The sequence below is a fragment of the Methylobacterium sp. BI1 genome (assembly GCF_056680125.1).
Genome location: NZ_CM155267.1, coordinates 2338195 through 2350000, shown reverse-complemented (window position 1 = coordinate 2350000; position 11806 = coordinate 2338195). Strand labels below are relative to the sequence as shown.

The following is an 11806-nucleotide window of genomic DNA, read 5'->3' as shown; positions in this document are numbered from 1 at the left end:
GACCGCCGCCTTCATCCAGATGGAACCCTCGGGCAGGGCCGCGAGGGTGATGGCCATGATCTCGGCCGAGAGGATGAAATCGGTCTTGATCGCGCTGGAGACCTTCCGGTCCTCCAGGGCCCGGGCGTCGCCGGCCACCTCGTCGCGCTTCGCCTCGTGGGCGTGGGCCTGGTGCGGGAACAGGGCCTCGTAGACCTTCTCGGTGCCCTCGTAGGCGAGATAGGCCCCACCGAGCATCAGCAGGGGCGTGATCACCCAGGGTGCGAAGGCGCCGAGCGCCAGGGCGGCGGGCAGGAGGAACAGCAGCTTGTTGCGCAGGGAGCCCAGCGCGATGCGGCCGACGATGGGCAATTCGCGCTCGGCCGCGAAGCCCACCACGTAGCGCGGCGTTACCGCGGCATCGTCGATGACGACGCCCGCGGCCTTCACCCCGGCGCGACCCGCCTGGGCGGCAACATCGTCGAGGGAGGCCGCCGCCACCTTGGCGAGACCCGCGACGTCATCGAGAAGCGCGATCAGTCCGATGCTCACGGGAACCCCTGCCTGCCGGGCCGCAGCCCCCGCGCGGGATGGCGCGGCGAGCTTGGCCTTTACAGGAGACGAACGAGGCGGCGATTTGATCCCGGGCTCGCGTCGATGACCGTCGGGCGCTGGCGTCCCGCGCGGTCAACGACGCTGCGATCGTCCTAGAACGGAATGTCGTCGTCGAGGTCGAAGTTCGGCTTGGAACCGCCGCCGCCGCCACCACCGCCCGAGGAAGGCCGGCGCTCGCCGCCGCCCGAGGAGCGACCGCCGCCGCCGTAATCCCCGCCGCGGTCGCCCCCGCGCGCACCGCCACCGCCGAAATCGCCGCCACGGCTGATCTGGCCGCCGCTCTCCTCGTCCATGCCCATCTCACCGCCGCCGCTGCGGCCGTCGAGAAGGGTCAACTCACCTCTGAAGCGCTGGAGCACCACCTCGGTGGTGTACTTCTCGGCGCCGGACTGGTCCGCCCATTTGCGGGTCTGGAGCTGTCCCTCGATGTAGACCTTCGAGCCCTTGCGCAGGTACTGCTCCGCCACGCGGGCGAGGTTCTCGTTGTAGATCACCACCGAGTGCCACTCGGTCTTCTCCTTGCGCTCGCCCGACATCTTGTCCTTCCAGGACTCCGATGTGGCGATGCGCAGGTTGACCACGGGATCACCGGAGGCGAGGCGCCGTGTCTCGGGGTCGCGCCCGAGATTGCCCACCAGGATCACCTTGTTCACGCTGCCGGCCATGCCGCTCTCTCCTACCGATCGATCTCACTGCGCGCTGCGGCCCCGAACGACCGGGTCGCCGCCCTGTCATGGGCCTCTCGGGCCCCGGCGGCAATCGCGGTCGGCGGGCTGTCCCCGTGACTCTCAGGGAATCGGGGGGACCTGTATGTTCTATCTTTGTTCTGTTCAGGGGGCAAGGCGCCTCGGAAGCGCGCCCTGCCCTTCGCTCAGCGGATGCGGACGATGAGCTTGCCGAAATTCCGACCCTGCAGCAGGCCCGCGAAGGCCTCCGGCGCGTTCTCCAGCCCGTCGACGATGTCCTCGCGATGGACCACGAGGCCGTCGCGCAGCCAGCCCCCGACCTCCTCCAGGAACGCCGTTTCCTGCGCGGCGAAGTCCCAGACGATGAAGCCCTGGAGGTGCAGGCGCTTCGACAGGATCGCGCGCATCAGCACCGGCACCCGGTCGGGGCCGGGCGGCAGCTCGGTGGCGTTGTAGCCGGAGACGAGGCCGCAGACCGGGATGCGGGCGAAGTTGTTCAGAAGCGGCAGCACCGCGTCGAACACAGCGCCGCCGACATTCTCGAAATAGACGTCGATGCCGTCGGGGCAGGCGGCGGCCAGCGCGTCGGGGAAGGTCTCGGCGCGGTGGTCGATGGCCGCGTCGAAGCCGAGGGTGTCGCGCAGGAAGGCGCATTTCTCGGGGCCGCCCGCGATGCCCACCGCCCGCGCGCCCCTGCGCTTGACGATCTGCCCGACGAGGGAGCCCACCGGCCCGGTGGCCGCGGCCACCACCACGGTTTCGCCGGCCTTGGGCTGGCCGATGTTGAGGAGCCCCGTATAGGCCGTCATGCCGGGCATGCCGAGGATGCCCAGGGCGGTGGTGACGGGTGCGGCGTCCGGATCGAGGCGACGCAGGCCGCGGCCGTCGGAGACGGCGAAGTCCTGCCAGCCGCCGAACCCCACCACCGTCTCGCCGACGCGGTAATCGGGATGCTGGGACTCGACCACCTCCGCCACGGTGGCGCCCACCATGGTGTCGCCGATCGCCACCGGCTCGGCATAGGATTTCGCCGCGCTCATGCGTCCGCGCATGTAGGGGTCGAGGGAGAGATAGCGGTTGGCGAGCAGCACCTCGCCCGCCTTCACCGCCGGCATCCGCGCCTCCTCGAGCCGGAAATGCGAGGCGTTCGGCTCACCGTGCGGACGGGCGGCGAGGACGATGCGGCGGTTCACGTGGGTCATGCGACGGCTCCGAGGTTTTCGCGAAGGGGTATCGCGAAGGGGTTCGGCAAATGCGACGGGCGCGCCGCGGACGCGCCCGGTCGGAAGGTCTCCCGACAGATGGGACGGCCGCGGCCGATGACAATTCCGCGCGGGTCGGGCGACGGCCCCGCGGAGCCCTCCGCGCGTTGTCCGGGCGAGGCGACCGGCACGGGAAGGATCAGGATGGCACGCGGATGGCGGATGATCGGGGCGATGCTGCTCGGCGTCACGGCGGCCCAGGCGGCGGAGAACCCGCTGGCGCGGGAGCGCTGGACGTCGCGGGTGCTGGTGATCTCCGCGCCCGAGCCTGGCGATCCGCGGGTCGCGGTCCAGCGCGCCGAACTGGAGAAAGCCCGGGCTGGCGTAAAGGAGCGCGATCTCGTGGTCCGCGAGGCCTTCGGCGACTCGCGCGGGGCCCGGAACCTGCGCGCGGCCCTCGGGCTGCCCGCGGACGGCTTTCGCGTGGTGCTGGTGGGCAAGGACGGCGAGGCCAAGCGCACCGAGACGGCGCCGATCTCCGCGGCTGCGCTGTTCGAGACCATCGACGCGATGCCGATGCGCCGGGAGGAGCGGCGCCGCTGAGGCCCGGACGGACACCGACGAAAAAAGGGGCCGCCCGCGGCGGCCCCTCGGAGAACCGGATCGGGCGATCCGATCAGTAGCAGCGCTCGACCAGCACCCGGCGGTAGCCGTAGGGTGTCCAGCGCACGCGCGGAACCGTGTAGCAGCCGCCGCCGTAGCCGTAATCGTAGGCGCCGTAGCCCACCGGGGCGTAGCCATAGCCGTAACCCGGGCCGTAGGCCCCGTAGAGGCCGCCCGCCGCCAGGCCGAGGCCGACGCCGAGACCCAGGCCGCCGAGGCCGTAGCCGTAGCCGCGTCCATAGCCGCGGCCGTAATACCCACCGCGATAGCCGCCGAAGCCGCCGCGATAGCCGAAGCCGGCGTGGCGGAACCCGCCGCCGCCGAAGCCGCCGCGGTACCCACCGAAGCCGCCCCGGAACCCGCCGCCGCCGAAGCCGCCGCCGTGGAAGCCGCCACCATGGAAACCGCCGCCGCCGAAACCGCCGCGCGCTTCCGCGGTCGCGGGAATCATCGCGAGCGCGCCGATCATGGCCACCGAGGCCAGAACAACTCGTTTCATCACATCGTCTCCGAAAGAAGCCGAAACGTCCCCTTGGACGCTCAAACGCGGTGGCACCCGGAAGGGTTCATGCGCGTTTTGCCTCTCCCGTCATCGTGAAGCACACCACGTGCCGGTCGATGGCCGTAAGTCCGGGACGACCGCGGGAAGTCCGGCCCGGCGCAGGTGGCCACCCTTGAAATCGCCCGGGGTTTCGGGCGAGGAAGCGGGGCCGGCCGCCACGATCCTCCGGCGGGCGCGGCCGAGGGCGATGCGGGTGACCATGGTGCAGGATGTCGTGCGGGCTCGCGTTCGGGTGAGCCGTTTCCCGGTCCCCGCCCTCTCGCGCGCCGCTCTCCTGCGCGCCGTCCTCTCGCGCGCCGTCCTCCTGCGCGCCGTCCTCTTGGGCGCTGCCCTCTCGAGCGCCGCCTGCCTCGTCCCCGTCCGTTCGGCGATGGCCGCGCCGGCGGCCGCCCCTGCTCCGGCGCCCTGCCGGGCCGTCCAGGCGGAGGGCGAGGCCTACACGGTCTGCACCGTCGACCTGCGCCGCGAGCGGGTGCGGCTGTTCTGGCTCGGCGCCGACGGCCTGCCCTATTCCTCGCTCTCGACCCTTGCCGAGAAGCAGGGGGCCGCCCTGCGCTTCGCCATGAATGCCGGCATGTACGACAAGGGCCAGGCCCCGGTCGGGCTCTACATCGAGGACGGGCGCGAGTTGAAGGGCGTCTCCACCGCCAACGGGCCGGGCAATTTCCATCTGAAGCCGAACGGCATCTTCTGGGTGAAGGGCGAGCGCGCGGGCGTGATGGAGACGGGCCGCTACCTGCGCAGCGCCCCCAAGCCGGACTTCGCCACGCAGTCGGGGCCGATGCTCGTCGTCGACGGGCATATCCACCCCAAGATCTCCGCGGACGGCCCGAGCCAGAAAATCCGCAACGGGGTCGGCGTCCGGGACGACGGCCGCACGGCCGTGTTCGCGATCTCGGAGCGCCCGGTGAGCTTCGGCGCCTTCGCGCGGCTGTTCAAGGACACCCTCGGCTGCCGCAACGCGCTGTTCCTCGACGGCAGCGTGTCGAGCCTCTACGCCCCGTCGATGAACCGCTCGGATCTCAGCCGCCCCCTCGGCCCGATGGTCGGGGCGGTGGCGCGCTGAGGGCCCGCTCAGGCATCGTCCTCGCGGCCGAAGACCTCGCCCTCCTCCGCCAGCCGCGCATCGGCCTCGTCGCTCCGGAGGATCTGCAGGGCACGATACTGCTGGAGCAGGCCGCGCAAGCGGATGTTGGCCTCGGTGCAGTCGGCGGGTTCCGGGCTGTCCGCCCCGCAGCCCGCGATGGTCTCGGCCGTCTGCCGGTCCACGGCGGCCCGGTCGGCCGCATTCAGGCCTTCGAGGTCGCCGAGGCCGAGTTCCAGCGCGATCAGCTCGGCGATCTCGCGCCGCTTCTCCTCGATCTCGGACATCGGCCCTCCGGCTCCGTTCGCCCCGTCTACAGAACGGTCAGCGCCGCCAGGTCGATCCAGGCTTCCTGCTCGTCGCCGTCGACGTCGCCGTCGACGAACCAGCGGCAGAGCGCCCGGTCCCCCTCCACGGCGACCACCGTCATGGTCGCCTCGTTGTCCTCCGATGCGACGTAGTCGCCGACCTTGATCGCCACGGAATGCCCCTTCGCCTCGCTGCTGGTTGATCGTGCGCCCGCTCCGCGCGCGGGTCTGCTCTCAGGCGCGCTTGGCGCGCATCCCCTGTCTCACGCGCGCTTGGCGCGCATCCCCTGTCTCACGCGCGCTTGGCGCGCATCCCCTGTCTCACGCGCGCTTGGCGCGCATCCCCTGTCTCACGCGCGCTTGGCGCGCATCCCCTGTCTCACGCGCGCTTGGCGCGCATCCCCTGTCTCACGCGCGCTTGGCGCGCTTGCCGAAGGCCACGGACAGGCGGGCGCGCACACCCTCCGGGATCTCCGTGCGGGACTCGATGCGGACGGACGGCATCTCGGACCCGATGGTGCTGGCGGGGTCGAAGGCGAACTGCAGGTGGCGCAGGCCGAGTTCGAGCCGGGTGACGCCGTCCGACTGGGTCAGGTCCTCGCCGAAGACCTCGATCAGCGGCCCGTCCGGGTCGCCCTTCTCGATCTGGATGATGAAGTAGCCGGCCGGCTCCTCCTCGTCGTCGGCCCCCGAGATCAGGGTGATGCCGTTCTCGATATCGAGGCGGACCCGCTCCACCGCGAAGGTTGTGACGTCGTCGTCGTCCATGGTGCCTGTCTCTCGCGAAACGCCCGCCGCGGCGGCGTGGTGTTGGAAAGCGGTGGGGGCCCGGGTGTTCCGGCGGGCCCACTCAGCGCTGTCCGTGCGTGGTGTCGGTGAAGAGGTCCTTGAACTGCCGCGGCTGCGAACGCCAGTACTGCCGGGGCGCGCGCACCTGTGCGCCGAGCTCGGCGGCCGCGTGCCAGGGCCAGCGCGGATCGTAGAGCAGCGCCCGCGCCAGGGAGACCGCATCGGCCTGGCCCTGGGCCAGGATCGATTCCGCGTGGGCCGCCTCGGTGATGAGCCCGACCGCGATGGTGGTGAGGCCGGTCTCGGCCTTGATCCGCTCGGCGAACGGAACCTGGTAGCCGGCCGAGAGTGGGATCTTCTGCTGCGTGGAGAGGCCCCCGGTGGAGACGTGGATCGCGGCCGCGCCCCGGCGCTTCAGGGCGTGGGCGAGCTCCACCGTCTCCTCCAGGGTCCAGCCGTCCTCGACCCAGTCGGTGGCCGAGACCCGCATCCAGACGGGCTTTCCCGCCGGCACGGCCTCGCGCACCGCCTCGAAGCATTCGAGCGGGAACCGCATCCGGTTCGCGAGGCTGCCGCCATACTGGTCGGTGCGCTGGTTGGAGAGCGGCGACAGGAACTGGTGCAGCAGGTAGCCGTGCGCGCCGTGCAGCTCGAAGCCGTCGATGCCCAGGCGCAGGGCCCGGCGCGCGGTGGCGACGAAGCCGTCGCGGATGCGCTTCAGCCCCTCCGAGTCGAGGGCATGGGGCGCCACCTCCCCGTCTCCGTGCGCCAGGGGCGAGGGCGCTTCCGTGCGCCAGCCGTCCGGTGCCTCGGGGTCGATCTGGGCCCCGCCGTCCCAGGGGGCGCGGCTCGACGCCTTGCGGCCCGCATGGTTGATCTGGATCGCGATCGGTACCGGCGCGTAGCCGCGCACCGCGTCGAGGACCCGGCCCAGCGCCCGCTCGGTCTCGTCGGAATAGAGCCCGAGATCGGTGGGCGAGATCCGCGCCTCCGGCGAGATCGCCGTCGCCTCCAGGGTGAGGAGCCCCGCCCCCGACATCGCCATCTGCCCGAGATGCATGAGGTGCCAGTCGCCGGCCTGGCCCGCATGGGCCGAGTACTGGCACATCGGCGCGACGATGATCCGGTTCTCGAGGGTGAGATCGTCGAGGCGCAGGGGCTCGAACAGGCGGGCGGTCATGCGGGGCTCCGGCTAGGCTGCATCCCCGCATAGGTGGCGCGCCGGCGCCCGCTTGGCTACCCGTTGCCGACTCCCCTGCCTTCGGGTCCCCGCCCTCGGCTCCCGCCGCCCTCAGACCGCACCGATCCCGCGGTCCCTGAGGCTGGCGCCGATCTCGTCGAGGACGCCGGCATCGTCGATGGTCGGCGGGGTGGTCCAGGGCTCGCCGTCGGCGATGCGCTTCATGGTCCCGCGCAGGATCTTGCCCGAGCGGGTCTTCGGCAGGCGCTGGACGGTGAGCGCCAGCTTGAAGGCCGCCACGGGGCCGATCTGCTCGCGGACCAGGGCCACGAGCTCGCCCTCGATCGCCTGGGTCGGGCGATCCACCCCCGATTTCAGCACGACGAAGCCGCAGGGCTGCTCGCCCTTCAGGGCGTCGCGGATGCCGATCACCGCGCATTCGGCGACGTCCGGATGGCTCGCCAGCACCGCCTCCATGCCGCCGGTGGAGAGCCGGTGCCCCGCGACGTTGATGATGTCGTCGGTGCGGCCGAGCACCGTGACGTAGCCGTCGGCATCGACGATGCCGGCATCCGACGTGTCGTACCAGCCCGGATACGTGGCGAGGTAGCTCGACCGGAAGCGCTCCTCCGAGCCCCAGAGAGTCGGCAGGCAGCCCGGCGGCAGGGGCAGCTTCAACGCGATGGTGCCCATCGTGCCCGCGGGCACCGGCCTGCCCGCCTCGTCCAGCACCGCGAGGGCGTAGCCCGGCATCGGCACGCAGGCGCTGCCGTGCTTGACCGGCAGCTGGCCGAGGCCGACGGGATTGCCCGCGATGGCCCAGCCGGTTTCGGTCTGCCACCAATGGTCGATCACGGGGCGGCCGAGGGCCCGCTCGGCCCAGGCCACCGAATCCGGGTCGGCCCGCTCGCCGGCCAGGAACAGGGACCGGAAGCCCGAGAGGTCGTAGGCGCCGACCCGCTCGGCCCGCGGGTCCTCCTTCTTGATCGCCCGCAGGGCCGTCGGCGCCGTGAACAGGCAGGCGGCCCCGTACTCGGAGACCACCCGCCAGAGGGCGCCGGCATCGGGCGTGCCCACCGGCTTGCCCTCGTAGAGCACGGTGGTGCAGCCGTGCAGGAGCGGGGCGTAGACGATGTAGGAATGGCCCACCACCCAGCCGATGTCGGAGGCGCAGAAATAGGTCTCGCCCGGCGCCACGTCGTAGAGGTTGGGCATCGACCAGGTCAGCGCCACGCAGTAGCCGCCGGTGTCCCGCACCACGCCCTTGGGCTTCCCCGTCGTGCCGGAGGTGTAGAGGATGTAGAGCGGGTCGGTAGCCGCGACGTCCACGCACTCCGCCCGCCGGCCCTCGGCCCCCGCCCGCGCCACCGTGTCGGCCCAGTCGTGGTCGCGCCCCGGCACGAGCTCGGCCGCCGCCTGCGGGCGCTGCAGGATCAGGCAGGCCGCCGGCTTGTGCGCCGAGGCCGCGAGGGCGGCGTCGAGGAGCGGCTTGTAGGCCACGACCCGGCTCGGCTCGATGCCGCAGGAGGCGGCCAGCACCACCTTGGGCGCGGCATCCTCGATGCGGATCGCGAGCTCGTTGGCGGCGAAGCCACCGAACACCACCGAATGGACCGCCCCGAGGCGGGCGCAGGCGAGCATGCCGAACAGGGCCTCGGGCACCATCGGCATGTAGATCACGACGCGGTCGCCCCGGCCGACCCCGAGGTCGCGCAGCACCCCGGCGAGCACCGCCACCGCGTCTTGCAGCGCCGCGTAGGTGATCCGCCGCTTGGTGCCGGTGACGGGCGAATCGTACAGGATCGCGGCCTGGTCGCCGCGGCCGCCCGCGACGTGTCGGTCCACGGCGTTGTGGCAGGCGTTCAGGGTGGCGTCGGGGAACCAGCGGCCATAGGCGCCGGCCGATCCGTCGAAGGCGCGGACGGGCGGGCTCGCCCAGTCGATCGCCCGGGCCGCCTCGAGCCAGAACGCCTCCGGATCGCGGAGGGACGCCGCATGGGTCTCGGCGTAGCGGCCGGGCAGCGCAGTGGGGGCGTGGGGCGTGGCGTCCATGGCGTTTCCTTGGCGGAACCGGTCGTGCTGCCGGTTTCTCCGCACTCTACCGGAATTTACGCCGTCGGGCTGCTGCGCCATCCTGCCGAACGGACCGATAATAGGTCCCGGAAATGAAAACCGCCGCCCTGGGGACCGGCGGCGCGAAGATCCTGGAAACGAAAACCGCCGCCCTGGGGACCAGCGGCGCGAAGATCCTGGAAACGAAAACCGCCGCCCTGGGGACCAGCGGCGGCGGCGAACATTCTAGAGACGATGCGACGGGGCCGGAGCGGCCGCTAATGCAGCTGGTCGGATTCGCTTCGCAGGCGGTTCATCTCGTCCTTGAGGTGGAGCTTGCGTCTCTTGAGTTCTGCGATTCGCAGATCGTTCGCCGAGGGTCGGAGGGTGGCGTCGTGGATCTCCCGCTCGAGGGCTTCGTGCTTCCGGGCGAGCTGGGTCAGGTGCGTCTGCAGTGACATGAGCTGTGTCTCCTGTCTCGTTTCGACGGGGTCAGACTGACATATGATCAGCCGGCTGTCGAAGGCTATCGACGGTCAGGCTTGACGGATGTTTGTGCAGGCGGATGGTTGTGCAGGAGGCGCGGCGGGTTCTTGCCCAGGCGGACCGGCTGTCGCATGGTCTGCCGCGAAAGCGTCCCGGGGCATCAGGTGCGATGGCGGTCCAGTTCGATAACGATGCGTCGGTGGAACCCGCCGACGAGTTGGCGCGGCTGAAGCAGGAACACCGCGACCTCGACGGCGCGATCGATGCCCTCGAGGTCGGGGTGGTGGCCGACCAGCTGCAGATCCAGCGCTTGAAAAAGCGCAAGCTCTCCCTGCGCGACCGGATCTCGTATCTCGAGGACCAGATCACCCCCGACATCATCGCCTGACCGGGCGGGAGCCGGAGGGGCCCGCCTTGCGGGCGCGCCACCGCTTTTGTATTCGGCGTTCCAGGGGCCGCGGCGCGTCGCACGGCCCGTCTTACACATGATCGCGAAGGGATCTGACGACCATGGCGGGAGCCTCCCCGGTCGCGATCATCATGGGCAGCCAGTCGGACTGGGCGACCATGCGGCATGCCGCCGAGACGCTGGACGCGCTCGGCGTCGCCCATGACGACCGCATCGTCTCGGCCCATCGCACCCCCGACCGCCTCGTCGCCTTCGCCAAGGGCGCCAAGGCCGAAGGTTTCCAGGTGGTGATCGCGGGCGCCGGCGGCGCCGCCCACCTGCCGGGGATGACGGCGGCGATGACCCCCCTGCCCGTCCTCGGCGTCCCGGTGGAATCGAAGGCCCTGTCGGGTCAGGACAGCCTGCTCTCCATCGTGCAGATGCCCGCCGGCATTCCGGTGGGCACCCTGGCGATCGGCCGGGCGGGCGCCGTCAACGCGGCGCTGCTCGCCGCCGCCATCCTAGCCCTCACGGATGCCGGCCTCGCCGCGCGGCTCGAAGCCTGGCGTGCCGCGCAGACCGCGAGCGTCGCCGAGACCCCGCAGAGCGACCTGCCGTAGACGCTCGTCCCTCGTGATCCGGAACCTGCCTTGAAAAGCGAAACGCCGTGACTGCCTTCCCCGACATCCGCCCCGGCGCGACCCTCGGCATCGTGGGCGGCGGCCAGCTCGGCCGCATGATCGCCCTCGCGGCCGCCAATTACGGCCTGCGGGTCCACGTCTTCGCCCCCGATGCGGACAGCCCGGCCTTCGACGTCTCGGCCGAGGCCACGATCGCGGCCTACGACGACGTCGCGGCCCTGGCGCGCTTCGCCGCGAGCGTCGACGTGGTGACCTACGAGTTCGAGAACATCCCGGCGCAGGCCGCCGAGGCCCTGGCGGCGAAGGCGCCCCTGCACCCGAACGCCGCCGCGCTCGCCACGACCCAGGACCGGCTGACCGAGAAGCGCTTCATCAACGCGCTCGGCATCGAGACCGCGCCGTTCCGGGCCGTGGACACGGCCGAGGATCTCACCCGGGCGCTGGCCGAGATCGGCCGCCCGGCGGTGCTGAAGACCCGCCGCTTCGGCTACGACGGCAAGGGCCAGCGCATGATCCGGGCCGAAGGCGCGCTCGATCCCGCCGCGATCCTGGCCGAGTTCAACGGCGCCCCCTGCATCCTCGAGGGCTTCGTGCCCTTCGAGGCGGAGGTGTCGGTGGTCGCCGCCCGCGGGACCGACGGGGCCTTCGCGGCCTACGACCCCTGCGCCAACGAGCACCGCGACCACATCCTCGCCGTCACCCGCGTCCCCGCCCCCGGCATCGCCCCGCAGACGGAGGCCGCCGCCATCGGCATCGCCCGCCGCATCGCCGAGGCGCTGGACTATGTCGGCGTGCTCGCCGTCGAGATGTTCCTGGTGCCGCAAAGCGACGGCCCCGCCCGGGTCGTGGTCAATGAGATCGCCCCGCGGGTCCACAATTCCGGCCACTGGACCATCGAGGGCGCGACGACCTCGCAGTTCGCCCAGCACGTCCGGGCGGTCTGCGGCTGGCCGCTGGGCGATTCGGCCCGGGTCGGCGGCATGGCGGTGGAGATGCACAACCTGATCGGCGGCGACGTCGACGACTGGGCCGCGATCCTGGCCCGGCCGGGGGCGCAGCTCCACCTCTACGGCAAGGGCGAGGCCCGGCCAGGCCGCAAGATGGGCCACGTCACCCAGTTGCTGCCGAGGCCCTGAGACCCCGCCCGAACCGCGGCTCGATTGCGACACCG

General features: G+C 71.6%; 15 protein-coding genes (1 of these 15 cut by a window edge). 5 read left to right on the top strand and 10 right to left on the bottom strand.

Going from position 1 to position 11806, the window contains the following annotated elements; all coding sequences use genetic code 11:
- The 3 genes from AC1MGR_RS10860 to AC1MGR_RS10850 all read right to left on the bottom strand — a co-directional run.
- On the bottom strand, window positions 1-531 hold the 5' portion of the coding sequence (locus AC1MGR_RS10860) for a DUF808 domain-containing protein (protein ID WP_480234593.1). It extends 462 nt beyond the left edge of the window; the window shows 531 of its 993 coding nt (coding positions 1-531); the start codon lies at window positions 529-531; its stop codon lies beyond the left edge, outside the window.
- Window positions 532-686: 155 nt separating this feature from the next.
- A complete protein-coding gene (gene ssb, locus AC1MGR_RS10855) occupies window positions 687-1259 on the bottom strand; it encodes a single-stranded DNA-binding protein (protein WP_108038292.1) in 573 nt (190 codons plus the stop codon).
- A 206-nt stretch (window positions 1260-1465) separates the two neighbouring features.
- A complete protein-coding gene (locus AC1MGR_RS10850; protein ID WP_480234592.1) occupies window positions 1466-2482 on the bottom strand; it encodes an NADP-dependent oxidoreductase in 1017 nt (338 codons plus the stop codon).
- A gap of 204 nt (window positions 2483-2686) precedes the next feature.
- Between AC1MGR_RS10850 and AC1MGR_RS10845 the strand changes: the two genes are divergently transcribed.
- Window positions 2687-3085, top strand: a complete 399-nt coding sequence (locus AC1MGR_RS10845; RefSeq protein ID WP_480234591.1) for a DUF4174 domain-containing protein — start codon at window positions 2687-2689, stop codon at window positions 3083-3085.
- Window positions 3086-3158: 73 nt separating this feature from the next.
- Here the strand turns inward: AC1MGR_RS10845 and AC1MGR_RS10840 are convergent, their stop codons facing one another.
- Window positions 3159-3644 carry a hypothetical protein gene (locus AC1MGR_RS10840; protein WP_108038286.1) on the bottom strand — a complete coding sequence of 162 codons (486 nt, stop codon included), beginning with the start codon at window positions 3642-3644 and terminating at the stop codon, window positions 3159-3161.
- A gap of 433 nt (window positions 3645-4077) precedes the next feature.
- Here AC1MGR_RS10840 and AC1MGR_RS10835 point away from each other — a divergent pair, with 433 nt between their 5' ends.
- Window positions 4078-4773 (top strand): phosphodiester glycosidase family protein, encoded by a 696-nt coding sequence (locus AC1MGR_RS10835; protein ID WP_480234773.1) that lies wholly within the window; start codon window positions 4078-4080, stop codon window positions 4771-4773.
- Between the two features lie 8 nt (window positions 4774-4781).
- Here the strand turns inward: AC1MGR_RS10835 and AC1MGR_RS10830 are convergent, their stop codons facing one another.
- The 6 genes from AC1MGR_RS10830 to AC1MGR_RS10805 form a co-directional block, all read right to left on the bottom strand.
- Window positions 4782-5078: a hypothetical protein gene (locus tag AC1MGR_RS10830; protein WP_108038284.1), complete on the bottom strand. Its 297-nt coding sequence runs from the start codon at window positions 5076-5078 to the stop codon at window positions 4782-4784.
- A gap of 26 nt (window positions 5079-5104) precedes the next feature.
- A complete protein-coding gene (locus tag AC1MGR_RS10825) occupies window positions 5105-5272 on the bottom strand; it encodes a hypothetical protein (protein WP_480234590.1) in 168 nt (55 codons plus the stop codon).
- A 235-nt stretch (window positions 5273-5507) separates the two neighbouring features.
- Entirely contained in the window at window positions 5508-5867 is a 360-nt protein-coding gene (locus AC1MGR_RS10820) for a hypothetical protein (protein ID WP_108038282.1), read from the bottom strand.
- An 82-nt stretch (window positions 5868-5949) separates the two neighbouring features.
- Window positions 5950-7068 carry an NADH:flavin oxidoreductase/NADH oxidase gene (locus AC1MGR_RS10815; RefSeq protein ID WP_480234589.1) on the bottom strand — a complete coding sequence of 373 codons (1119 nt, stop codon included), beginning with the start codon at window positions 7066-7068 and terminating at the stop codon, window positions 5950-5952.
- 111 nt (window positions 7069-7179) lie between these two features.
- A complete protein-coding gene (locus AC1MGR_RS10810) occupies window positions 7180-9120 on the bottom strand; it encodes a propionyl-CoA synthetase (protein ID WP_480234588.1) in 1941 nt (646 codons plus the stop codon).
- Window positions 9121-9398: 278 nt separating this feature from the next.
- Complete coding sequence (locus AC1MGR_RS10805; RefSeq protein ID WP_480234587.1) at window positions 9399-9581, bottom strand: YdcH family protein; 183 nt, start codon at window positions 9579-9581, stop codon at window positions 9399-9401.
- 194 nt (window positions 9582-9775) lie between these two features.
- Between AC1MGR_RS10805 and AC1MGR_RS10800 the strand changes: the two genes are divergently transcribed.
- The 3 genes from AC1MGR_RS10800 (at window position 9776) to AC1MGR_RS10790 (ending at window position 11771) form a co-directional block, all read left to right on the top strand.
- Entirely contained in the window at window positions 9776-9994 is a 219-nt protein-coding gene (locus AC1MGR_RS10800; protein WP_055949968.1) for a YdcH family protein, read from the top strand.
- 122 nt (window positions 9995-10116) lie between these two features.
- Window positions 10117-10614, top strand: a complete 498-nt coding sequence (gene purE / locus AC1MGR_RS10795; RefSeq protein ID WP_108038272.1) for a 5-(carboxyamino)imidazole ribonucleotide mutase — start codon at window positions 10117-10119, stop codon at window positions 10612-10614.
- A 47-nt stretch (window positions 10615-10661) separates the two neighbouring features.
- Window positions 10662-11771 (top strand): 5-(carboxyamino)imidazole ribonucleotide synthase, encoded by a 1110-nt coding sequence (locus tag AC1MGR_RS10790; RefSeq protein ID WP_480234586.1) that lies wholly within the window; start codon window positions 10662-10664, stop codon window positions 11769-11771.
- Window positions 11772-11806: the final 35 nt, after the last annotated feature.

What these genes read in the sequence shown, in the direction of transcription:
- AC1MGR_RS10830 (WP_108038284.1), bottom strand. Translation starts at nt 5,078, where the DNA reads ATGTCCGAGATCGAGGAGAAGCGGCGCGAGATCGCCGAGCTGATCGCG.
- AC1MGR_RS10810 (WP_480234588.1), bottom strand. Translation starts at nt 9,120, where the DNA reads ATGGACGCCACGCCCCACGCCCCCACTGCGCTGCCCGGCCGCTACGCC.
- AC1MGR_RS10800 (WP_055949968.1), top strand. Translation starts at nt 9,776, where the DNA reads ATGGCGGTCCAGTTCGATAACGATGCGTCGGTGGAACCCGCCGACGAG.
- AC1MGR_RS10805 (WP_480234587.1), bottom strand. Translation starts at nt 9,581, where the DNA reads ATGTCACTGCAGACGCACCTGACCCAGCTCGCCCGGAAGCACGAAGCC.
- AC1MGR_RS10850 (WP_480234592.1), bottom strand. Translation starts at nt 2,482, where the DNA reads ATGACCCACGTGAACCGCCGCATCGTCCTCGCCGCCCGTCCGCACGGT.
- AC1MGR_RS10835 (WP_480234773.1), top strand. Translation starts at nt 4,078, where the DNA reads ATGGCCGCGCCGGCGGCCGCCCCTGCTCCGGCGCCCTGCCGGGCCGTC.
- AC1MGR_RS10815 (WP_480234589.1), bottom strand. Translation starts at nt 7,068, where the DNA reads ATGACCGCCCGCCTGTTCGAGCCCCTGCGCCTCGACGATCTCACCCTC.
- AC1MGR_RS10840 (WP_108038286.1), bottom strand. Translation starts at nt 3,644, where the DNA reads ATGAAACGAGTTGTTCTGGCCTCGGTGGCCATGATCGGCGCGCTCGCG.
- purE (WP_108038272.1), top strand. Translation starts at nt 10,117, where the DNA reads ATGGCGGGAGCCTCCCCGGTCGCGATCATCATGGGCAGCCAGTCGGAC.
- AC1MGR_RS10820 (WP_108038282.1), bottom strand. Translation starts at nt 5,867, where the DNA reads ATGGACGACGACGACGTCACAACCTTCGCGGTGGAGCGGGTCCGCCTC.
- ssb (WP_108038292.1), bottom strand. Translation starts at nt 1,259, where the DNA reads ATGGCCGGCAGCGTGAACAAGGTGATCCTGGTGGGCAATCTCGGGCGC.
- AC1MGR_RS10845 (WP_480234591.1), top strand. Translation starts at nt 2,687, where the DNA reads ATGGCACGCGGATGGCGGATGATCGGGGCGATGCTGCTCGGCGTCACG.